Here is a 21,912-nt window from a genome sequence, read left to right on the forward strand (position 1 = left end):
TGTCTAAATCCCACGTGTTGCTTTGCCGAATCACCGCAAGCCGCTCTCTCGCTACGGCGCTCTGGAGGGCGCGCTTCGCGAGCGGCTTGCTCGGACCCGCGGGGTCCAATTCGCGCGACAGCTGGGGCGCTCGGTAACATTGTCATCTGAGGCAATATGAGGGGGCAGTTTTCCATGGCGCGCGCGACAGCGAGCCGACTTTGTCTTATCAGTCTGGCTCTGGCCTTTGGCAGAGCCAGAAAGCCAAACAAGCTCGGCCGAAGCTGTCTCGATGGGAGAACTCCAGCCATCTTGGGACGTCAAACACCACGCACCATGTTCGATGCGGAGCGCGTTTTCGTGCGATCGCCGTCGCTACTGTCGATCAGGTTGGCAGCAGCCATGTGCACTCCACGACAACATACTCCGGAATGCTGTCCAGCGAGGACTTGCCGACGGCCCGAATTTGACGCGTTTGAATGCCAACGGGCGATCGAAGCGCTTACCCCTTCTGGGAGTAAAGAGTCGGAATTCGGTGGAGGAACTCGCCCGGACCTGAACAGCGAAAATCAATGGGGCCGCGAGACGATGCAGTCCCGCGGCCTCGCCACCGGAATTTAGTGAAAAGACAGTTTAAGTATAAAATCCCTCAGCCGGTGTTCTTTCAGTAGAACACCGTGTTCCCGTGTTCCCGTGCTCCAACACTTGCCAATCCGGGCGGCTACGGGGAAACGCGTGCAACCGCAGACCAATGCGGCCGCGAGATCGATGAAAGAAGCCGGTAAAATTGACGGTTCGCCTGTCCTATTCGCCTGTCATAACGGGTGCCAAGCGTCGAAAGAGTGTATCAGCGAGCAGAAGCAGCGCTCGATGCTATGCGCTGTTTGTAGTCGTCGGCGTCGCGCGTAATGGTGATCCTGCAGGTGCCGTTTGAGCGCATCATTGCTGTTGCGCTGATTGCGCGATGTTCGTGCATAACTGCCGGTTGCCGAGGCCCGCTTCAGCGTACGGCTTCCGTTCGCTTAAACCATTTCCTCGGTAAGCCAATGTAGTAGCCGCGCATGCGAAGCTCTGCCTCTCATCTCTTGATGTGTTTCGCAAGCGGAACACACCACCGACACGATTGATTATTGCCTCACGCATCTCACGCGCATCGCGTGACGGAGACTTCGCGACGAACGACCTAGTGCTGACGCCAGAGGCCGCCACGCCAGCGGCCGGATCGGTACTCGCGGCTCGTTGCTGGGAAGTCCGGCCTTCAGACGGGCGTGTCGTAGGTGATGGGATAACGCTCTGGAAACGGCCCTCCTGCGTAGTCAATCTCCGCGGCGGGACGGACGCCCCGGATTTGCAGGATGCGGCGAACGATTTCCGGAACTTGGATGCGGCTGATCTGGTCGCCGAGGCAGGTGTGCATCCCGTAGCCCAGATGCATGTAGACCGACTCCGGCCGGTCGATCGCGAAGTTGGACGGCGCCGGCAGTTGCAAGCCATCGCGCATCGCCGACCGGGTCGAGATCAGCACCGTGCTGCCGGCCTTGATTGTCGTCGCGCGCAGCGAGCCCTTGGCTATCCGGTAATCGGTCCGGCAGTGGCGCACCACGAACGGATTGATCGGGTTGAAGCGCAGCGCTTCCCAGCAATAGCGATACATCAGATGGTCGTTGTTGCTGCTGGCGACGTCGATGGCCTCCTTCAGGATCCTCGGGCGCTTGAACAACTCGTCGAGCAGCTGCACGATGGCCGCCGATGTGGTCTCAATCCCGCCGACCAGTGTGCCCATCATATTGGTAATAATGCGTTCGTCGGCGAAGCCGATCGAATCGTCAAAATGGCTATTCAGCAGGCGGCTGAACACGTCCTCGAGCGGCGCCCCATTTTTCAGCTGCTCGCGCCGCTGCGGGAGCAGTTGTGTCAGATAGGCGCGCATCTCCTGCCCAGCGTCAATGTTGTCCTGGTGCACCTTCGGATCTTTGTCCAGGTTGTGAAACATGTCATATTGCGTCGCGCGCGACCAGCGGAACATCGAGGCCAGATCGGGGCCGGGAAAGCCGAAATATTCTCGGGTCAGCTGAATGGGCACCAGGCGCGACAACGTGCTGACCACGTCGATCTGGTTCTGGGTATAGATCTGCTTTTCGACAGACGCATTGGCGAGGCTGCGCACCTTCTGGCGAATTGCCGGCAGATCCTCCATGCGCATGAAGGCGCGCATGATACCCTTGTCGCGCTGGTTTATTTCGGTGCAGTCGCGGCCGAGCATGAAGGGGCCGACCGAAGGGTCCATCATCGGCGCATAGGTGACGTTGAAGATGTCGGGGCGGCTCAGCGCTTCCTGCACGTCGGGGAAGCGGGTGATGAACACCGGCCCCGCGGCGCCCAACGCCAGGTTGGGCCTGACGCGCCGGATGAATGCGAACAATGCATCCGGATGTTTGGCGATCATCCATTTCAGGAACTTCGCCGCCGGCCCCTGTTTCTGTTCCGCCATTGCTGCCGCACCCTAACTCAAGAAAAGCTTCGCCTGGTCGGTCGATCCGGGCTTTCGTCCACCTTTCCCCCTGCGGGAGCGAGATGGTCTTCGCTACTGCTCCAGTTGGAGCTGACCCAATCAATTTCAGATCGACTTGAGGAACTCGATGATTGCGTTGCGCTCCTCCGGAGACAGCGCAGGGCCAATGACGCCCTCATGCTTCTCGTTCGAGAATTCGTGGCCGGTATTGCGATTGGCGGGCCTCGACGTATCGATGATGAAGTAGCCCTTGCTGTCGTAGGTCCTGCCTTCAGGAGCGACCGTCCGTGTCACGATACCGACGCGGACAGGATCGAAGCTGGGCTCACCGAGCAGGAAGACTTGTGGGCGCTCCGCAACCGGGCTGAGCAGATCGTAGATCGTCGGCACCGAGCCGTTGTGCAGGAACGGGGCAGTCGCCCATACGCCGTTCAGCGGACGCGCCTTATAGCCGAAACCTGCCGCGAGACAGTTCGGCCGATCGCCTTCGATCTCCGCTTGGACCGTCCCGGTCGACCGAAGCCATTCGTCGATGCCGGATTGGACCACGGCGCCGAGCGCAAGCGCGTAGAGTTGCATCGCATGGTCCGAGAGGTGGATCGTATCCAGCGTGTTGTCAGCCTTCCGTTGGCAGACATCGATGTCGAGGCCGAGTCCTGGGCTGCTCTGGCCCGCCCTGGCCAGTTCGCTGCCGGCGGTGTCCACGGTGCGATTGCGCAGCACGTCGCCCTGGGCCGGATCGGTGCCGATATGGCTTTGCTTGATGATCTTGACGTTGAGTACGGATTCCCTCGTCTGCTTCTCCTGCCCATCGCGACCGCGCCAGCGGATAGGGCCGAAGTTCTTCCAGAACTCCGCGTCCGGGGCCTTGCCGTGCACGATGTCCGGCGTCAGCGCTGGAAGATGGCAGCCGCTGCAATGTTTGTCGTAGAGTTGGGCTCCCACGGCGGCCTTGGCTTTGTCGATCGCAGGAAAGCTGTCGGGCCAGGCTGGCGCATTCAGTCCGGTGAAGGCTTTCGCCACCAGCGGCTGGTCCTTTCCAGCGAGCTGTTGTTCGATCCAGTGCAGATTATCGAAGGGGATGCTGCTGGCAAAACGTCCCCCCTTGGGCGGGGCGGTGAGGTTGAGCTCCGCCGAAACCCCCATCGCCTCGCCGGCATTGCGCACCAATGGCTGCATAATCGAGCCGTCGTACTGCACCCAATCGAACCATGACGATGTCCAGATGTGCGGGTAGCTGACAGGGGCGTTGAGGTTGACGTAGTTGCCGTAGCGCTTGGGGTCGAGTGCGAACACCTGGTTGCCGATGCGATTGAGCGCATCGAGGCGGGTAAACCCTTCCGTGACGTCGATCCCAGCGGGCTGATCGATCAGAGCACCAAGTATTCCATCGAGCTCCTTGGACAGTTGGACGCGTGTAAGATCGCTGTACTCGGTTCCTAAAACGCGCTTCGCGAACCGCCCGAAGCGACCGTCGAAGAAGGGTAGCTTTGCCGACAAAGCGGTCTGTGCGAGCGCAGCGCGGAGCGCATTTGTCAATTGACCGAGATCGGTCACGGCGGGGCCGCCTTCAATGACATAGCGCTTCTCTTTGAAGATCAGTTGGCCGGTATGGCACGCGGCACAGGTCAATCCAACGGCAGTCTCCTTACGCGAAAGCCCGCGGATCGACTGAAACGGCGAATATGCAAAGCCGATCGGCAAACCGTACTCATTGTTCTCGCTTTCGGCAGACTCTATGAATCCAAACCGCAGTAAATAGCGGTTGTCAGAAAACCGTTCTCGTTTGAAAAAGGGGATAGCGAAAGGCGAGTTCAGCGGCGCTTCCAGGGCGAGAAACCATGACAGCGGGATCGGTAAGGTCTGCGTGCCCTGGGCTTTATGATGGAATCGATCGGCGTCTTCGGCGTTCCAGCCCTGATCGAGCGAAACCTGCTCGCTCGCGGAAACCGGTTCAGGGAGACCAGGCGGCGTCAGAGCTTCGATTGTCGCGCCAAGCTGGGAGCTGGTCATGACTGCGATCAAAGCAATGATCACGATGATCGCCAGAAGAGCAAGAAAGCGTCGCCACCAAAGGCGCCGAATTGCGCTGGCAACTGTCGACATGGCTCCCCCGTGTCAGCGAACGGCCTCCAGCAGAGAGCCGTGCAAACAGTAATACTACAACTACATGATCTTGTAGGCTTACCCCCGCTGTTGACGTCCTTGAGACGCGATCACTATTCTTTCTGACGTCACAATCGGTGGTCTGTGGAATGGGCGAACTTGACCGCATAACAAGAACATCTAGAGCGTTCGGACGAGCTCTTGTTCGAGCCGCCATCCCATCCTCGCGATCGAATTTGCAGTGACGTTGGGTCCGCTGTGGGAGATCGGGGGCTGTAATCCGCGGGAACGCGAGCGAACGGAATCGGCCGGGCGCCTGAGGGCAATAGGCTCGCACTCGGAGATCAGGCCTCCGTAGGGCGCAATGACCATGAGCATACATCCGGCCACGCCGATCACGATGATGCAGACGGCGAATTCGAGCCAAGCAACGCGGCTACCATTTAACGGCTTCGTTTTGCAAGCACGATGACGGCGTGGCTGACCTGAATTAGCAGCATCGGCGTCAGGCTGTAGCCCGCGACAATGCTCCACATCGTGAGCGTCGGTGGCAGACGTGGAAGACCTCTGTCATCGGCGGCCAGTAGAGAGGGACTGCGAGCAGAGGGCCGTACAGGCCGAGCGCAGCCAGACCCATGGATTGCGCGTGAACTCGTTGAAAACGGTACCGGAGCGGCTGCTGCGCATGGCGACGACGCGCCAGAGTTGTGCGAATGCGACGGCGAGGAATGTGGTGGTGACTATGGCCTCGCCCGTCCAGCCGGGCCGAAACCGCCAGTGTCCCCGCGGTTCTCGCGCTTACGAAGGAAGGCCTCATATCCCTCCGGGTCAACCTCCTTCAGGCGGTTCAGCGCGCGCTTAGCTTCCAGATCGGCGGACTTGCTATGACGCTGTTTGATCTTTTTACTTTTGCTTCCATCTCTGCGAGCTGTCCCGTTGCTGTTGGTACACTCTCGGGTATTGTCTCGAGCTTCGCGCTTGGTCGCGTCTCTTCGAGGCCTTCGACGCACCGATTGGGATGACGAGATGCTGCGGCTCGAATTGAACGACCTTCTCGAAGGTGGGTTTGAGCCCCGCTCGACGATCTGCACGAGGCCGTCCAGGCGCTGCTCGACCATCCGCGGCGGCGGCGGCGGCGGCTCCGGCGGCCTGCTGCCCGCAGGGCTGATCCAAGCGACCAAGTTTGCATCGTCGCTGTTGAAATGGTTGAAGTCGAGTCGACGTCAGCATCGTCACCTCCGGAGACGTCGGCGTCGCGGCACCGGAAGCTCTGGCAGTATTCCGAGAACGGCACGATCCCCGGCACCGACGACACCTAGCAAGGGATCGACTGCATGGCCCATCCTTCCGCGCAAACGCTCGGGTACCCACGCTAGTAGCCGTGTGCGAGCAGTAACGCCGTCGTGGTCTAGCTGCTGTTGTTAGTTGGTAAACTCACCGCCGTTTGTCGTGCTGGTGATTGCAACGCCGTTAACGCATGTTGTCAACAGCCGTTAACGTAAGCGGATCAACTTTCCGGACACGATGCAACCGCAGGCATAAATACACGTTCGTCTGCCTATTTTATAAGGCAGGCCGATCGTCGCAGCCAAAAACCTTTCCGAACATCGAATAGCGGCGAACAAGCGTAAACATCGACACGCACTGCTTTTGGCGACAATCAAAACGACCATCGACTCGTGCTCGTGACGATGACGAACGATGGTCAATCAAGCCACATCGGCATGGGATTCTGAGGAGGTGTCGCTTCTGCAATGCATGTGGAGCGCGGGCCACTCGGGGTCTGCGAGGGGTGGCGATGCGTATCTCGCAACGCCATCATCGGCAAGGTCAAGCGCATGAGAGCTCGCCGAGGCCAAGCAACGCAACAGGGACAAACGACGGCAAAGTCAGCAGCAGTCGCTATCGACTTTGATCCGGCGCTCGTGCAGGAGATGCTCGCCAAGATCGATGGCTATCACGCCGATCTCGCATCCGAACGCGGTTCGTCGATGGCGCGGTGTCGCAACATCCGCGATGTCGATCAGCAACGTCTACAAGGAAGTCAAAGCGCGGAGCTCATCGGCAACCCAACCATCGGCCGTCGCCCCGCGCGAGGGCAAGCGCCTCGAACACCCGCGGCAGCCGCTGACAGAGCACGGAGCGGTTGTCGCGGCAGGCCTTGTGGCCCAAGGCGCAAGCAATCCAGCTCTTGCCGACGCCGGTCGGGCCGATGATGAGCAGGTTCTGATGCCGGTCGATCCACTCGCCGGCGACGAGCTTTTGGAACAGCGGCTTGTCGAGCCCGCGCGGCGCCTTCATGTCGATAGTCGATCCAGTCCCAATTGATCTTGCCGGCGTGCTGAACCAGTTCGTGCTCCATGTTGATGACCTGCTTGAGCCTGGCCCGGAACAGATCACCTTCGTCCGTCGCCTTCGGCTTCTTCGGTCGCATCGGCTCCTCCCGGTACGAGCGCCGAATCATGCCGTGCGATTCGAGGGAATCTCAAACTGCAAATTGCAGGTTCCGAGCTACCGCACTGTCAAAGCCTGCAATCACAAAATCGCCGCAGCCGAAAAACAACGACTCCAGATCAGCCCCTTACCTGTTCTTCACGGACGACTAAGGAGGCACGGATGAATCGCTCCATGAGTCAAAAACCAGGCGCACGCTTTACCGAGAAGCAGGGCCATTATCTGGCGTTCATCTATACCTATTCGCACATGTCCGGACGGCCACCCGCCGAATCCTGCATCCCCAGAAGCATCGAAGTCCTTGTGCCGCCAGAAAACTTGCCGATCCTAAGCTGGCCGGTATCAAACCATCAAGATCACTGTGACGAGCCACTAGCTAGTTTCGCCCTCACCTCGTGGCAAGAGGTTAATCGGATGCGTGTGGCGAGAATAACATCAAGCCGAAAGAACACCGAATTCCAGAGTACGCCTAAAGGTTGCCTGGAAGATCGGCGCGAACGTTTGATCCGCGCCTTGGCGAGTCCGAGCCGTCACGGCGCAGGACAGCGCTTCTCTATCCGAGCGAAGCCGCAGCGTCCGCTGCCTTAATCAACTCAGGTGATATTTATTGAGTAGTTCGCCAAGCTCAGTCGCTTCAATCTTTTTTAGAATGAGCTCGCGCAGGAACGCAGGTCCCGGGATCTCAATTTCATTGCCGTCGCGCAGTCTACCCATTGCTGCAAGCAGCTTGCGAATATCATAGGTCGAGTTGAATACCTCGGGCACGCCACGTTCAATCTTGAGGAGGATATACACGGCTTCCATCGCGGTCCGAACGGAGTATTCCGTCGTGAAGATACAATCCCGTTCACCCGACTCCGCGAACTGGCCGATGAAGGCGAAATTGACCGCATCTTTCGGCACAACATCTGGCCGGTCGCCCGCCTGCCGCGGCATGAAGAAGGAAGTGACGTAGGGCATCATCACCGGGACCGTCTTGGCGGCCCCAGCGGCGAGTTCCGGTATACTCGCAACCGGCACACCGAGGTGATAAAGCCATTCTTGCGTGATTTCCTCGCCCGTACAATCTTGCATCGGTTTCCTCACGTAGTCGCCGGCTTTATCGACGAATAGCGAATAGAGCCAGACGACGACTTGATCGCTGGGCTGGCGCTTGAAATGCGGCTGGCGATTTGTGGTCCAACTGAGCAACCAGCTCGAATCTTTCACCGTAACGATGCCTCCTGTGACAACCCTGCCGCTGAACGGATCGCGTTTGGCGATCTTGCGGATGTATGCTGGAATGCGTTTGTCCAGGGTCGTGATCGTCGCCGATTCCCATTTGCTTGCAGGAATATTGCCGCAAAAGACATTTGGGCGTCCAAAGGCCGCATCTTTGGCCGCAATACGCCGCCACAGATCCCAGGCGGGCGCCGGTCCTTCGTTGAGCCTGGCGGCCGTGTGATGGTCCCCCATGTCCGAGTTTTCGGTCAGCGACCCGATCGTCATGAAAACAAGATCGTCGGCGCCAATAATGAGACTGCCCTCAATGCCATTCTCCAGCCAGCGGATGGCTGTGGCTTGCTTGCGGCCACGCTTTATGTCGAAATCGATATCGGTGACTACGACCCCGTAGCGAAAGTTGACGCCTTGCGCCAACAGCCATTTGGATAACGGCAGAACGAGCGATTCATATTGATTGTATTTGGTAAACTTCAGCGTACTGAAATCCGGCAGGCCGCCGATATGGTGGATGAATCGATGCAGATAAAGTTTCATCTCGAGGGCTGAATGCCATTCTTCAAAGGCGAACATGGTCCGCCAATAGAGCCAGAAATTGCTGTTGAAGAAATCTCTCCCGAACACTTCGTCGATGCGCTTGGTCTCCATCTGCTTACGAGTGGCAAGAAAAAGGGCAATCAGCTCTTTCTGGGCCTGTTCGCTCAGTGTGAATAGGCCATCGGTATGGGCATCCTGCCCCTGCTTCACCGTCGCCCGCCGTAGTGTGTAGTTCGGATCATCCTTGTTCAGCCAGTAAAACTCATCGAGCACGCTGGCGCCTTCAAGTTCGAGCGATGGGATCGAACGAAACAGATCCCAGAGACACTCGAAATGATCCTCCATCTCTCTACCACCTCGAATCACGAATCCCCTTTCCGGATCCTGACAACCGTCCAACGCGCCCCCCGGAACCGTCTGTCGTTCGAGGATGGTGATACGGTCGCCACGCATCTGCCCGTCGCGGATCAAGAAGGCCGCGCCGGAGAGCGCAGCCAACCCCGAACCAACGAACCATGCTGTCTTGCTATCCACGCCGGCGGGTTTGCGGGGCCGAGCAAAAGCTTCGTAATTTCCACTGGTGTAATACATCGCGACATTCCATCTCGTTTGATGTGACAATCCGTCCGCTGATAGTCAGAAGATGTTTTCGACCGCCTGACACTTCTGCGGGACGCCGATCGTCAGACCGCCATCGACGACGATTTCGGAGCCGGTAAGATAAGAGGACTCGTCGCTAAGCAGGAACAAGACTGCCTGTGACACTTCCTGCGGCTCGGCTGGCCGCCCGAGCGGAATTGGAAAACCGGAAAGATCGATGTTCTCTGTCATCCGAGTGTTGATGAAGCCCGGATGGATAGAGTTTATGCGAACGCCGGACGCGGCGGCCTCCAAGGCAGCGGACTTCGTTATGCCCCGCACGCCGAACTTGGAAGCAACATAGGCGTGAAGCCCAGCACTACCCCTCAGCCCCTCAACCGACGAGATGTTGACGATCGAGCCTCCGCCCGCGCGGCGCATGGCAGGTAGGGCAGTCTGCATTCCCAAGAATACACCGGTGAGATTGACAGCCAGGGTCTTCTCCCACTGCTCGAGCGGGAACCGCTCGATGGGAGCCATACTCGCGATGCCTGCATTGTTGACGAGGCCGTGCAGCGCGCCGAACTTGCCCTCCGCAGCTGCGATCGCCTGGGACCATTCCCCTGGCTGGGCGACGTCTTGACGCACATAGATCGCGGATGGGCCAAGTTCGGCCGCGAAAGTCGCTCCTTCATTGTCAAGAATATCGGTGATCACGACTTTCGCGCCCTCGGCTACCAGCAGGCGCGCATGAGCGGCCCCCATCCCTCGAGCCCCGCCGGTTACCAAAATGACTTTTTCGCTCACACGTCCCATAACTCTTGGTTCCCTCGATCAGTGGCGGTGCAGGGGTTTTCAGCATCAAAAAGGATGACGGGCGTGTTGATCAAAATGGTTGAGAACGAGCATTGAAAGTCGGGCAAGCCAAGAGTTGCGGTCTGCACCACGCCCCGGACTCTTGGCGATCTGCCCTCTGCTACGTATCATCTTTGATTCCTAAAGCCTGTGCGCAGTACCCGTGTAAATTGGCGCTAAAGCACTTCGATAACGATTTCACGTCGCGAACATGCTTCCGCCGCTCAGGCGTTAGCCATCCTTTGGATTGTTGCATTGGCTTTGCCGAACTACCCCACCTTCTAGACGCCGACAATTTGCGACCGAATTTCCTCCGGTTTCGGAGATAGGATCGGTACCCGCGAGCGGAGCGATACCGGTGCCGAACGGTGCTGAGCTCCTTGTGGATCGAAAAGTGGGGCGCAGAACGCATGAGGTTCTCCTAAGTCTTGCGAATTGGAGTATCCATTCCGTGCAATCGCCGCGCCGAGACTCTGATGGGAAGTCAGCCTCACGTGACTCTTGCACAGGCGCTGGAGGTCTTCCGACTCACCACCGAGACGGCGATGTCAGGGCCTGCGTTTTCGACCATGCGAGCGATAATGTTGCGCTGATCTGGTTTAATCGAGACACAATGGCGATAGCCATGCTGTTGCGAAAACTCGTGAGAGAGCCTCATCGACTTTCTGTCCGGATACTTGATCATGTCGGGCTTTCGACATCGCGTCGTCAATCGGACAAGCGAGGAAGGCAACAGAACAATAGTCGAAAGTTGTCGGGTCACTCGTACCCAATTTGATGTCAGCCAATGAGCCGTATAAACCGCACGAGGTGCCTGGCATCGACGTTGCATAACGACTGATAGACAAATAGGAATCACCCACTCGCCTTGACGTCATCATCGGTGAGCACGCTCCGCCGGAATGGATGCACAATCAGGCGCATCCGGCAGCACAGGACAGCTGCCGGCTTCTAGAATGGAGAAGGTCAAGCGTGTCGGATGTTTTCGGATCGTTTAATCCGGCGGATTGAGGTGCAAGGCGCAGAAACGGCACTGCGGCCTCGCGTAGCGAAGATCGCTATCACCGGATCGATGTGCCGTACGGACTACCGAACCCACATCGCTGCCAGCGCAGTACAGTCGCTTCAGGGGCGCTTCAACAACCGGAGAGGCGCGGTGAGATGAATAGCTCAATCTCCAACCGCGCGAATTATTCTGAGATCAAGGAGGATGCGATGCCCGACGTCAAAGGCATTCCGCTTGATGCGCCTCTTTACCATGGGGGCAAAAATCGTGGCACTGCGTTTCTCGGCTGCCAAGCCATAAACCTTATGTTCAGCGTGGGGCACGAGGCGAATTGTTTATTGCCGAAGGAGCTAGCACCTGCAGCAAACCCTGCAATCGCCATTGTGGGGGTCGCGAGCTATCGCTCAAGCACTGTCGGGCCATACTTGGAGTGCTATTCAGGAATTCAAGTTCGTGATCCCGACGGTGAGACTGGCTACTACATCCCTTACATTTACGTGACGGTAAATGATGCAGCTCTCGCCTCGGGACGAGAGGTTCTTGGTGCTCCAAAAAAGCTGGCGCACATTAGACTGATCAGAGAAGGCGGTCTAATTCAGGGTACGCTCGAGCGTCCGAAAGGCAAGCGCCTGCTGACCCTTACCGCTCAACCAGACGAGCGCATGAGCTCGGATTCGCGGCAGATGTATTCTGCGCGGACGAATTTCTACTCGGTTCGGCAGCTGCCGTCCATCATTGAGTCCGGGAAGGGAGAGGTCACGCAACTCGTCAAATGGTGTACGGACCGAACGTTGCGACGCGACGAGCGTGGCGAAGAAGTTCTATTTACTGGACCAACCTCCCTAACTTACGACTCCCCCTCGATTATCGATCCCGTGCACAACTTGACAGTTGGCCAAGCCCTGCTCGGCACATACGAGGAGTATGACGCAAGGCTCGAGGCCATTGATATCCTTTCGGAGGAATCAAACCCGGTAAACAGATGATCGACGAGCTTGAAGAATTCATCCAATCCTAAATTGCTGCCAGGGCTGTCGGTTTGCCAGCTGACGGGCGGTATGTGGGGTTCACCTCCTCCCGGCGACTCATTCTGGAAGATGGTCGACAAGGCCGGCTTCAAGACCCACGTCTACAACAAGAATAGCGGCAATAAGGAGAAGAAGGCCGACGTGGCGATCGCCACAGCCATGATGGATGGGCGTTCAACATCATCGACAAGGACAACGACGATATCCTGCTGGTTGCCTCGTCAGAAGCAGACGAAAGAGCTGCGCCGGACATGTCGGCTACGGGCCGATTTTGTTGCAGAACTACCTTGAGGAGCGGTGCGAACCGTGATTCCGTCGAAGTGAAGCGGCTATCGACGGAGAGAATCGATGATGGGGCGGCGCAAGGGCGAGCAGGGTCATCTGTTCTATGCGTTCGACCTCGAGGCCGTAGTGCCGGACGACCATCAGGTTCGGCAAATTGCGGCAGTTCTCAATCTGTCGTGGGTGCGCGTCGAGCTTGCGCCGCATTACTCCAACACTGGCCGACCATCGGTCGATCCGGAGCTGATGATCCGGATGCTCATCCTTGGCTACGTATTCGCGATCCGCTCGGAGCGCGCACTATGCCGCGAGGTTCAGCTCAATTTCGCCTATCGCTGGTTCTGCGGCCTTGGCATAGAAGACAGGATCCCGGATCACTCGGCATTCACGCGCGCCCGCAACGAGAGATTTCGCGATCATGATGTCTTTCGTCACGTCTTCGAGCGCGTCGTCGCTTCGTGCATCAAGGCTGGCCTTGTCGGCGGCAATGGTTTCGCCGTCGATGCCAGCTTGATCGCGGCGGACGCCAATAAGTGCCGCTCGACGCCGGGCGATAAATGGAGCCACGACATCGACCCGATGGGGGCTAGGCGCGCCGTTCAGGACTATCTCGCCAATCTCGACGATCCAGCATGGGGTGTGCCACCGACGTCGTGCCGAAGTTTGTCGCGCCGTCCGACCCAGCCGCGCAGTGGACTGGCGCACTGCGCAACGCCGCGTTCTTCGCCTACGCCGACAATTACCTCATCGACATCAGTTCGGTATTATCATGGATGTCGAAGCGTCCCGGGCGATCCGCCAATCCGAGGTTGGCGCATCCCAAACGATGATCGAAAGGACTGAGAAGACGTTCGGCATCAAACCCGACTGGCTCGTCGCGGATACGGCCTACGGCGCGGCCCAAAATCTCCACTTCCTGGTCGATGTGAAGGGGATCGCGCCCCACATCCCGGTGATCGACAAGTCACAGCGCGACGACGGCACGTTCAGCCGCGACGATTTCATCTATGACGAGGCGCGCGATCAATATGTCTGCCGCAGCGGCAAGATCCTGCCGCGCACGCGGACCACGCGGAGATGACGCTATCTCGTATTTCTCGCGCGTCGCCGATTGCCGCGACTGCCCGCTCCAAATCCAAGTGCTGTCCAAACTCGCCGAGCCGGAAGCCGCCACGTGCACGAGGCAGCGCGCGATGTCGCCCGGGCTATCGAAGACACCTGCCTACGATCAGACCCGACGAGATCGCAAGAAGGTTGAGATGCTGTTTGCGCACCTCAAGCGGATCCTGCGGTTCGACCGCCTAAGACTGCGTGGACCGGCCGGCGCGCGGTTCGAATTTACGCTTGCAGCAATAGCTCAGAACCTTCGTCGCTTTGCCAAGCTGGCGCTCCATCCACCCAACACGGCCGCACTATGCGTTGCGTAAGTGCGTCCGTCGCGTTGTTGCGTCAGGCATCAGTGCCCGGCCGTCTCCGCAGCCCATGCCGGGCAGGCGGCCAAGAGATCGCGAGCCCAAATTTTCAGATCTCAGCCCGGCTGAGAGCGTCGATCCTACCGACTTCTGCAACAAAATCGGCCCAAAAGCGCAAACCCGCATTTCTCTGCAGCTCGCTTCGCCCGCCGCAACGTGCTTTCAAGAAAAACGACATAGCAGTTGACTCTTTCTGAATACACTCTCCGATGGCGCGGACTTGATGATGCGCCTAAATGGTTTGCGATGCGCAATACAGCGCGACGCGATATAGCCGCGGGGAGGCAACATGGGGAACACCCTTGTTGTACACGCGAAACGTCTGCCTCAGTCTCAGAAAGCGCGACGGGCGGCGCAGTATGTCCGCATGTCGACGGATTACCAGCAATACTCGATTGAGAATCAGGCAGTGGTCATCGCGACCTACGCCGAACTTCACAAGCTAACCATGGTCCACACCTATCGTGACGAGGGAGAAAGCGGCCTCAGAATCGAAAACCGGGGGGCCTTACCGAACTGGTTGAAGACGTGCAATCGGGACGCGCTGACTTCGCTCATCTGCTTGTCTTCGACGTGAGCCGATGGGGACGCTTTCAGGACGTTGACGAGAGCGCGCACTACGAGTTCATCTGCCGCAAGGCGGGCGTCCAGGTTGCTTATTGCGCGGAGCAATTCGACAATGACGGAAGCCTTCTCGCTAGCATCATGAAGAATATTAAGAGAGTGATGGCAGCTGAGTTCAGTCGGGAACTCTCCGCCAAAGTTTTCGCAGGGGCAGTCCGACTGACGAATCGCGGCGATGATCAGGTCTCGCACGGATTATTACCACCTTTTAGGAGCGTGCCGGGGCCCTCAGATGCCGGCTTTTGCCGGCCGCGTTGCTCAAATGCATAGAGCGCTCCCTACGGGGCGCTCTAAGATCGTCAGTTACGCCTTCGGCAAACTGCCGGCGCGCAAGATGGCTTCGCATCTTGCTCGGACGCTTTGATGCTCGGTGCGCATGTGCATCGAGTAGATTTCCTCAAGCCCAAGGAAGACGTCTTCAACCGCTCCGGAGCCGCGTGCATTTTCGAGATCCTTTTCGACCCGTGCCAAAATCTTCAACTCTTTGGCGCAAGCTCTGTCTGCCTTTTGTTTTGTTACCGTTTTCACTGTCGTTTTCTCCGTCGATCTTTCTGAGATCGAGATAGTCGTCCGGAGCCAGAAATAAGCAACGACAGGCGCTCCCTCGCGCCTTTAGGCTTGCGCCACTGGACATACGCGCGAGGACGCAGGACTCTGAGGAAAACGATTACGCCTGCCGCACGAGGTTTTCTGGACCTCATCGCGACAATAGGAAATGCGATTCGGCCCTGTCAACGTTTAAGTTGTATTGTTTTTTATAACACGTATTGAACCATTAATTATATCGACACGCAAAGGTGCACCGTGTTTGAATCGCGCGATGAAGCGCAGCTCAAACCAAACTCGCAGATGTGGACGGAAAGCGAAGCTTTTCAACTGCTGCGTTGCTCGACGAGCCACGTGAGACATCTGCGGCTCACTCGTCAGCTCGGGTGTTATCCAGGCCGCCCCGGCCTCTCACAAGCCGATCTGGAAGTATACGTCGCGGCAGTGAAGATCATCAGAGTTCGAATGCCCGGAACAGCCAAGGGGTACGCCGTCGTACCGTCGCTTCGGCAAGGTGGCGGACCCACGCGATACGGTCGCCTTCCATTCGATCCGCCTGCCGACAGAGCCAAAGTCAGGCTTCAACATCGGCACCCACCGGAGGGCCGCTGCTTCCGGATCGGCGCTTGGACGTTCTGCGGTATGCTTCATGCGACGGTTAGCCGGGTGGGCACTTTAATCGGCGGCCGTCGCGCGACCGCCAGCTCCTCCCAGGCGGCCTGGACGCGGGCGCGGGCCGCGTCGAATATCTCGGCAGTGCCGCTCCGCGATCCTCCTCTGGCGAGCTGCTAGGCGACGATCGGTCGGGCCGAGGAATAGTGATTGTGGACCGCGGGCAAAGCCTGTAGCACCATGGTAGCGACGCGGCTACGTTGGGACGCATGACGGGCGGGCGCGTACAAGAGGAACTGATTGGCTGCTCCGACTGCGGCGGCAATGTCTCGTTTTCGGCCGTCGCCTGCCCGCACTGCGGCTCGCGTGAGCCAGCCGGTCATTATGTGCAAAGCTCCGAAGAGCAACGCCTACACCCGATCGAAGAGCTGAACGATCAGGCACTGATCGGCATGATTGTCTTGTGTACAGGTATCGGCTTCTTCTACGGCGCGGTGATGATCGGTCCCGGTGGCGCCGCCGGCTATGGCCTAGTCGGCGCTATCATCGGCGCATCGGCCGGTTTCATCATCAATGTCAGCCCCCGGCTGTTTGGATGATCCTGCACCGGTCACGCCGCCGACACAAACACCGGGAAATATCCCGGTGTCACAACCAATGATCGCGGGGAAGCCAATGCCGCCTCTCCTCAATCCAGTTCTCGCCAATCTAGCGCCCTCTGGGTCCGACCTTACCGTGTACGATGAAGAGCACATGACCACGTATTGGCGCCTGCTCGACGCCAATGCCGAGGGCGCTGACTGGCGCGAGGTATCGCGGATCGTCCTTGGTATCGACCCAGACCGCGAGCCCAAGCGGGCCCGGCAGGCATTTGAAACCCATCTTGAGCGCGCGCTCTGGATGGCCAACAGCGGATACCGTCAACTGCGAGGCGGGCCTTCGAAGGCTCCGTAACGGCAGCGAGCGCGGACAGTCTCTCGAGCAAAACGGCCGGCGGAGGTCATCCACCGCCGGCCATCTTACGCTGCCTTGGGCTGGGGGGCTGATTAGGCAGCGATAACCGTGGCTGCAAGCCTGCCGAACGGCGGTTAATAACCCACTAACCGATTCGGGCGGGCTCCGGATCATTCGAAGGCCGCATATGGGCGGACTTGCGTCTTCAGGCGAGCCCCCTTGTAATCGGCATTCAGCGCAGCATGGACCTGGGGCGGCCAAAATGTTCGGATGGGGACGATCAAAGAAGTCGGTTCTGGCCTCTGCCGAAAAGGCTATAGGCGATCTCTTCGAACCTCTGACGCTCCTGTCAGCCCTCGACAGGCTGCTTCCGCTGTACCTCAAGGAAACCGATGAAGGCCGGTTGGTTTACCCTGCCTGCAAGCGTGGACTGGGCGACACCGACGGAATGTGCGTGCCATCTGGGAGCACACGCGGCTCGAAGCCTGCCGCTACGTGATGATGGTGCCGCGGCGCGACGTAGATCTTTTGGTCAGCGCCGTCCGCCAGGCCGAAATGATGGATGCCTTTCTCAGGCAGGCTCCGCACGAAGAAACCGTCGCCGACTTCAAGGGCGTTCCTGTTGTCGATTATCCAGTTGCGATCATGGCGGGCCTGAATTGGCTCGATCATTGCGCCTTCATCGGCGGCGTCGACCCTGACAAGTTCAGCCGAACGAGACGAGACTTTCGACGGCTCGTGGTGCTCGCGCAGCAATGGTGGGCGATCGAAAACGCTGAACCGCGCTGCTATGAGATGCTTGCGAACTGTCAGGTCCCGCCGCTGATGTTCTATCTCATGTGGCAGAGCTTCACGCGCTTGGCCAAGGAGATCGCGATTGCGGCGATATACGGCTCCTCGCTCGATCGCGCCATCGAGCTTGACCGGCAGCATCTTCAAACGACGCTCGGTTCGCAGCCCGACAAAATGCAAGCTGCGCTCTCTGCTCTGAGCGAAACCGCAGCCAGATTAAAAGACGCTTCTGATCCAGACGACTTGGGCCGTCGATAATAGCGCCGCGGCTCGCGCGCTTAGATCAAGGGCGAAACGAGCTCGACTGGGCAGTCAAATCTGAGGCGGTGCAGGCGTGATCGGCAAGCCCTTAGTCGCGCTTCAGCTACCAGATATGCCCCATCGCCAGACGAGGATGACGCGCGGCGCAGAAAGCTGGGCCTCAATCTACGTCGCCTTGGGCTTCACGCTTTCAATTGACGGGACGGCGATATCGATGATCCCTCTGTTTCCTTGGAAGCTTGCAGTTGACGTCGTGGTGCGTCGCTCACGGTTCTTCTTTTTCTCAATAGCGGACGGTTTCAGAACAAGCTCTTGGGCTGGAAGGCCAAGTAAGAACAGAAGGCTCGCTAAGTTTGCTCTGGGATTACTTGTGGCTTTGCCGCATATGTGGGCTCGGGCTTGGTGGGTGAGCCACTCCTTCGATCGGCTTCTCGCCTACGGCGGCCTTCGCCGCCGGTAATCTCCAATTTATCGAAACCACGAATTGCTTGGCAGGAGGACGGCTATTTTGAGATCCCGCACTCGTGCTTGGCGACCCAAGTCCTTGGTGTCGGCAGCGAGCTCATCAAGCTGCGCAAATGTTGGCTTAACGCTTGCTGCGGCCTTCTCCCAATGCGACTGGTCATCGGTTGCCAAGGCCGTCCATACATGCATCCGAGTTTCAAATACGCGCTATTCGATGCGCTCGTCTTCGACCACGTGATCTTTTTGGCGGACCACGGTCGCCAACGATCCGCTCGCGCTTCGGGAGGCATGGATCGTGTAGCCGCCAATTGCTGCGGTCATCAGAAGGAGAAATCCGAAACCAACCATCAGCCGACCGGCGATTTTGACATTTGCAAGCACTTGCTATGGCTCTCTGCTAGCGGAAGGTTGCCGTGCTTAGAATGCTCGCGTGCAGCGACCTGATCGCCCGGTGAAAACGTCAGCTATAGACAGGACGATTTCAGTTTGGCGAGTTCGAGGTTGCGCTCAATCAGATCGAGACTGGTTTCAAGGTTGGCCCTAGCTGAAGCGTCGCCAATCTTTTGTATGGCAGCTCGTATCTGACGATGAGTCTGCTCCAGCGTGGCGATGGCATGATCAATCGTGAGCTTGGCGTTCGCTTGAATGGATTTAAGCCGTGGATTTGGATTTGCACATCGACCGGAATCACACGCCATCGGGAACGGCACCACCGGCGTGTCACACTTGCCAAGGACGGTCGTTTCTGCTGCTTCACGAGTGGCCCGCACCGGCGCACTCGGTCGACGAAACTCCACAACATTGGGCATTTCGAACCTCGATCAAAGCGCATCCAAAATCACGCGCGCGCAGTCATGCTGATAGATCCGCGCGCGAATGGAATTACATGAGCAGCAACGCTTGTTGGTTCGGGTTGTAAGGCTGGCCCAGTTAATAAACTTCTATAAATGCGGGTCGTCCGCTTTGCCCGCAACAAACGATCGACGGCATACATCCTGTAACATTTGCGGGATGCAACTTGAAGCACGAAGCTGAATTCCAGCGCCCGGCCATCGAGCCGCGCAGAAAATCCTCAAGGAAGGCGGCATAAACGCACCGAGAAAGGAATACATGATCTCGCGTACACACTACTTGGGTTCGAGCGTCTGATCCGGCCGCAAAACGATCGCACAAAAAAAGTTCGTTGCCGACAGGCCGTCGACGAAGGCTGTACGTCAACCGACAGATTCAGGTTCGAAGTCGGCGACCACTTTCGAAGCAGCCCGAGGGCCTGGCAGTGGATGTTATCGCGTACGTGCTCATCCCTTTCACACTTTCGATAGAGCGGTGCAGACACTTGGAGAGAGCAAATCGCCCAATTGAAGTCGCAAACGGAGTCCGCGAAAGAAGTACCGTGTGCAAGCTTCGCACTGCGGCGGGTCCTCTTTCAGCCCGCGCGACTAAGGCGGGCCGTTGGCGATCGCCCGAGAGGATTTTATGCGCATGTAGCGCCCTGCAAGAGCATGATCTTCTGCCGAGCCGGCTGATAGATTACATCACGTGATACAGAAAATGTCACGAGGCACAGCAGCCCAATCGGCCAAGAATGGTCAGTCCAGGTAACCCCAACCGAGGTTAGCCAATGCAGAAGCCAACACGCTGTCCCCACGTCGACGACGGTGCGCCGTCCGGTGCGCTGCTTACCCGTTACGATGAGGGACATCTCGCCACCTATTCGCGGATGCTGGATGCCGACAGGGAAGGGGCCGATTGGCGCAAGGTGTCACGGATCATCCTGCATATCGATCCCGAACGCGAGCCAGCGCGTGCTAGGCGCGCTTTCGACAGCCATTTGGCCCGCGCGAAGTGGATGACCGAGTATGGTTACAGACAGCTATTGCGTGGCGGTGTTACGGGCCATGAGCTGAGCGACGGCAAGCTGTCGTGACCACAGTTGGTCCGCTGACCACCAATGACGGCCGGGGGTCTTTCTCTATCCACCCGCCCTTCCATCTCCGTGAGGCTGAGCGAGCTGAACTCGGCATTCTCTTAGCCACGACCTGACAGGAAGCGACGGCGCCTATCGGCGGAAGGCGCCGATCGTGTTGCGCCGCGATCCCAAGCGTGAACCAAACGATGCCCACAGAATGCTTGAGCTCAATTCAATAAAACAAGGCAGCCGGACGGCCATTCAAAAATGCGGGGTTATCGCTGATGACTTAACGTGACACCGAGTTTCAACGCCCTTCTGCCGCAACGCGGCCGCGCTCCGCTTCAACAGCTTTGCGATTTCCGATACGGGTGTTCGCGCCCTTGAATTTGCTTGGGGAGTTTGACGTCGGTCGGCGTGTAAGCCTTGCGCTTTAGCCAATTACATCTCGAATAGCGTCAAATTGCGCAGCACGCGGTTTGGTTGATCAAGTGTGAGAGACCGGCAAACAGTGCAACCATTTATGAACGGAATGGACCGCGTCGCCAGCCTCGGCATTGGATTCAGTGAGGACGAGCTTGTCGGCTTAAACGACGAGGCTGCCGTGTTCGCCCTTGCGCACGTTGGCCTTATGGTCCAGCGCCTGTTTGAACGTCATCCAAATCGGCGATCGGTAGCCTTTGGTTACGGCTTCCGGTCACAGCATGTGAACATTGATACCTTGCTACGGGATGCCATTGGCGCCCAGGGGCCGCGCGATATGCCCGCTGTCATTACCGGCATTCCAAGGCTTGATCCAGGGTCGCACGCCGTCTTCGACCTCGCGGACGATTTGGTCGGATGCGTTGACAGATGTCTGCGTCCTTGTCGTTGCCTTTCATGGCTTGAGGGTTGCGGCATGCAACCGACTAGCCGCGCGGCGATGAGCGGGGGTAGCGGTCAGGGTAAAAAAGCAGGGGGGTTGCGACCCCGGATGCTTGGTCCGGGACTACACGGCCCGTGCTTTTTGGCCTTGACAGAGGGCCGCAGGCCCCTCGACCAGTTTCTCGGTTCGGAACATCGCACTTCTCCTTGTGCGGCGAGAACACGGACTTTCATCTAAATGGTAGGCGATAGCCAGTGTTTTAACCAATCGAGGAATGGCAAGCTTCGAGACATGAAGCCTCGTGCGCTACTGGCCTGGAACGTCCGTCGGATCCGCATCAAACGTGGCATGTCGCAGGAACGATTGGCTCGCACGGCGGGGATCGATCGTTCCTACTTGGCCGGTCTTGAGCGCCAATCGAAAAATCCGACGATTGATGTTCTCGATCGCATTTCCGAAGCGCTCGGCGTTCATCCGTCCGATCTCTTTGTTGATCCGTCGAGCTGTGCGAGCATTCTCAAGATTTCGCCCCGGCCTAAGCGGCCGCGTCTGCTTCGCAAGAACGGGTAGCATTCATACGCGACGGGAGAGCAACACAAGCCATCTCGATAACGCGACGCCGGTCGGCAGGATTATGCAGCGCTCAGAATGTTTTCCCATGAGGCACGTCTCTTCGAGAGGCATAGCGCGAAGCCATAATGACTGCACGAAAATATTTTATCTAATCCCTACAGGTTCTTTGGCCGAATCGACGCAAGCCGCTCGCTCGCTACCGCGCCCTGGAGGCCGCGCTTTGCGAGCGGCCCGCTCAGACTCGCGGCAGCTGATTCAGGAGACACTAGGGTGCGCTTCG

At 58.3% G+C, this 21,912-nt stretch carries 19 protein-coding genes and 3 pseudogenes; 12 read left to right on the top strand and 10 right to left on the bottom strand.

Translation table 11 applies throughout. From position 1 onward, the window contains the following. Positions 1 to 1,237 precede the first annotated feature (1,237 nt). The 4 genes and pseudogenes from I6F37_RS32670 to I6F37_RS32685 form a co-directional block, all read right to left on the bottom strand. Positions 1,238 to 2,470, bottom strand: a complete 1,233-nt coding sequence (locus I6F37_RS32670) for a cytochrome P450 (RefSeq protein WP_225129187.1) — start codon at positions 2,468 to 2,470, stop codon at positions 1,238 to 1,240. Positions 2,471 to 2,596: 126 nt separating this feature from the next. Then, positions 2,597 to 4,597, bottom strand: coding sequence for a cytochrome c (locus I6F37_RS32675; protein WP_225153779.1), 2,001 nt, complete (start codon positions 4,595 to 4,597; stop codon positions 2,597 to 2,599). 1,889 nt (positions 4,598 to 6,486) lie between these two features. Further along, complete coding sequence (locus I6F37_RS32680; protein ID WP_016841328.1) at positions 6,487 to 6,627, bottom strand: hypothetical protein; 141 nt, start codon at positions 6,625 to 6,627, stop codon at positions 6,487 to 6,489. Positions 6,628 to 6,670: 43 nt separating this feature from the next. Continuing rightward, positions 6,671 to 6,904: pseudogene (locus tag I6F37_RS32685) on the bottom strand (ATP-binding protein); the annotation flags it as partial. Between the two features lie 309 nt (positions 6,905 to 7,213). Here I6F37_RS32685 and I6F37_RS32690 point away from each other — a divergent pair. Continuing rightward, positions 7,214 to 7,639 (top strand): hypothetical protein, encoded by a 426-nt coding sequence (locus tag I6F37_RS32690; RefSeq protein WP_223153801.1) that lies wholly within the window; start codon positions 7,214 to 7,216, stop codon positions 7,637 to 7,639. Here I6F37_RS32690 and I6F37_RS32695 read toward each other — a convergent pair whose 3' ends face one another. Both I6F37_RS32695 and I6F37_RS32700 read right to left on the bottom strand, forming a co-directional pair. Next, entirely contained in the window at positions 7,640 to 9,400 is a 1,761-nt protein-coding gene (locus I6F37_RS32695) for an oleate hydratase (protein WP_225153782.1), read from the bottom strand. Positions 9,401 to 9,445: 45 nt separating this feature from the next. After that, positions 9,446 to 10,204, bottom strand: coding sequence for a glucose 1-dehydrogenase (locus I6F37_RS32700; RefSeq protein ID WP_225153783.1), 759 nt, complete (start codon positions 10,202 to 10,204; stop codon positions 9,446 to 9,448). 1,200 nt (positions 10,205 to 11,404) lie between these two features. Here I6F37_RS32700 and I6F37_RS32705 point away from each other — a divergent pair. The 6 genes and pseudogenes from I6F37_RS32705 to I6F37_RS32730 form a co-directional block, all read left to right on the top strand. Next, positions 11,405 to 12,235 (top strand): acetoacetate decarboxylase family protein, encoded by an 831-nt coding sequence (locus I6F37_RS32705; protein WP_225129179.1) that lies wholly within the window; start codon positions 11,405 to 11,407, stop codon positions 12,233 to 12,235. 9 nt (positions 12,236 to 12,244) lie between these two features. Then, positions 12,245 to 12,568 carry a hypothetical protein gene (locus I6F37_RS32710; protein WP_225129178.1) on the top strand — a complete coding sequence of 108 codons (324 nt, stop codon included), beginning with the start codon at positions 12,245 to 12,247 and terminating at the stop codon, positions 12,566 to 12,568. A gap of 57 nt (positions 12,569 to 12,625) precedes the next feature. Then, complete coding sequence (locus I6F37_RS32715; protein ID WP_225153785.1) at positions 12,626 to 13,402, top strand: transposase; 777 nt, start codon at positions 12,626 to 12,628, stop codon at positions 13,400 to 13,402. Beyond that, entirely contained in the window at positions 13,386 to 13,640 is a 255-nt protein-coding gene (locus I6F37_RS32720; RefSeq protein WP_225153787.1) for a hypothetical protein, read from the top strand. Before I6F37_RS32715 ends, I6F37_RS32720 begins: the two co-directional genes overlap by 17 nt. After that, entirely contained in the window at positions 13,588 to 13,986 is a 399-nt protein-coding gene (locus tag I6F37_RS32725) for a transposase (RefSeq protein ID WP_225153789.1), read from the top strand. Before I6F37_RS32720 ends, I6F37_RS32725 begins: the two co-directional genes overlap by 53 nt. Positions 13,987 to 14,320: 334 nt before the next feature. Next, positions 14,321 to 14,829: pseudogene (locus I6F37_RS32730) on the top strand (recombinase family protein); the annotation flags it as partial. Positions 14,830 to 14,958: 129 nt separating this feature from the next. Here the strand turns inward: I6F37_RS32730 and I6F37_RS32735 are convergent. Beyond that, positions 14,959 to 15,183, bottom strand: a complete 225-nt coding sequence (locus I6F37_RS32735) for a hypothetical protein (RefSeq protein ID WP_157785281.1) — start codon at positions 15,181 to 15,183, stop codon at positions 14,959 to 14,961. Positions 15,184 to 16,082: 899 nt separating this feature from the next. Between I6F37_RS32735 and I6F37_RS32740 the strand changes: the two genes are divergently transcribed. From I6F37_RS32740 to I6F37_RS32750, 3 genes are all read left to right on the top strand, one after another. Beyond that, a complete protein-coding gene (locus I6F37_RS32740) occupies positions 16,083 to 16,412 on the top strand; it encodes a hypothetical protein (RefSeq protein WP_050992060.1) in 330 nt (109 codons plus the stop codon). A gap of 76 nt (positions 16,413 to 16,488) precedes the next feature. Continuing rightward, positions 16,489 to 16,767: a DUF2285 domain-containing protein gene (locus I6F37_RS32745; protein WP_036046027.1), complete on the top strand. Its 279-nt coding sequence runs from the start codon at positions 16,489 to 16,491 to the stop codon at positions 16,765 to 16,767. Between the two features lie 450 nt (positions 16,768 to 17,217). Beyond that, positions 17,218 to 17,817, top strand: a complete 600-nt coding sequence (locus I6F37_RS32750; RefSeq protein WP_050992059.1) for a hypothetical protein — start codon at positions 17,218 to 17,220, stop codon at positions 17,815 to 17,817. A gap of 675 nt (positions 17,818 to 18,492) precedes the next feature. Here I6F37_RS32750 and I6F37_RS32755 read toward each other — a convergent pair. Both I6F37_RS32755 and I6F37_RS32760 read right to left on the bottom strand, forming a co-directional pair. Further along, entirely contained in the window at positions 18,493 to 18,666 is a 174-nt protein-coding gene (locus tag I6F37_RS32755) for a hypothetical protein (protein WP_157785279.1), read from the bottom strand. Between the two features lie 83 nt (positions 18,667 to 18,749). After that, a complete protein-coding gene (locus I6F37_RS32760; RefSeq protein ID WP_157785278.1) occupies positions 18,750 to 19,094 on the bottom strand; it encodes a hypothetical protein in 345 nt (114 codons plus the stop codon). Positions 19,095 to 19,906: 812 nt separating this feature from the next. Between I6F37_RS32760 and I6F37_RS32765 the strand changes: the two genes are divergently transcribed. Beyond that, positions 19,907 to 20,212, top strand: coding sequence for a DUF2285 domain-containing protein (locus I6F37_RS32765; protein WP_036046019.1), 306 nt, complete (start codon positions 19,907 to 19,909; stop codon positions 20,210 to 20,212). A gap of 568 nt (positions 20,213 to 20,780) precedes the next feature. Here the strand turns inward: I6F37_RS32765 and I6F37_RS45995 are convergent. Then, a pseudogene (locus I6F37_RS45995) lies at positions 20,781 to 21,026 on the bottom strand (ArdC-like ssDNA-binding domain-containing protein). A 324-nt stretch (positions 21,027 to 21,350) separates the two neighbouring features. Between I6F37_RS45995 and I6F37_RS32775 the strand changes: the two are divergent. Next, a complete protein-coding gene (locus I6F37_RS32775; protein WP_081493968.1) occupies positions 21,351 to 21,629 on the top strand; it encodes a helix-turn-helix domain-containing protein in 279 nt (92 codons plus the stop codon). Positions 21,630 to 21,912 lie beyond the last annotated feature (283 nt).

Source organism: Bradyrhizobium sp. NBAIM08 (assembly GCF_020193935.1).
In the GTDB taxonomy this organism is placed as follows: Bacteria; Pseudomonadota; Alphaproteobacteria; order Rhizobiales; family Xanthobacteraceae; genus Bradyrhizobium; species Bradyrhizobium yuanmingense.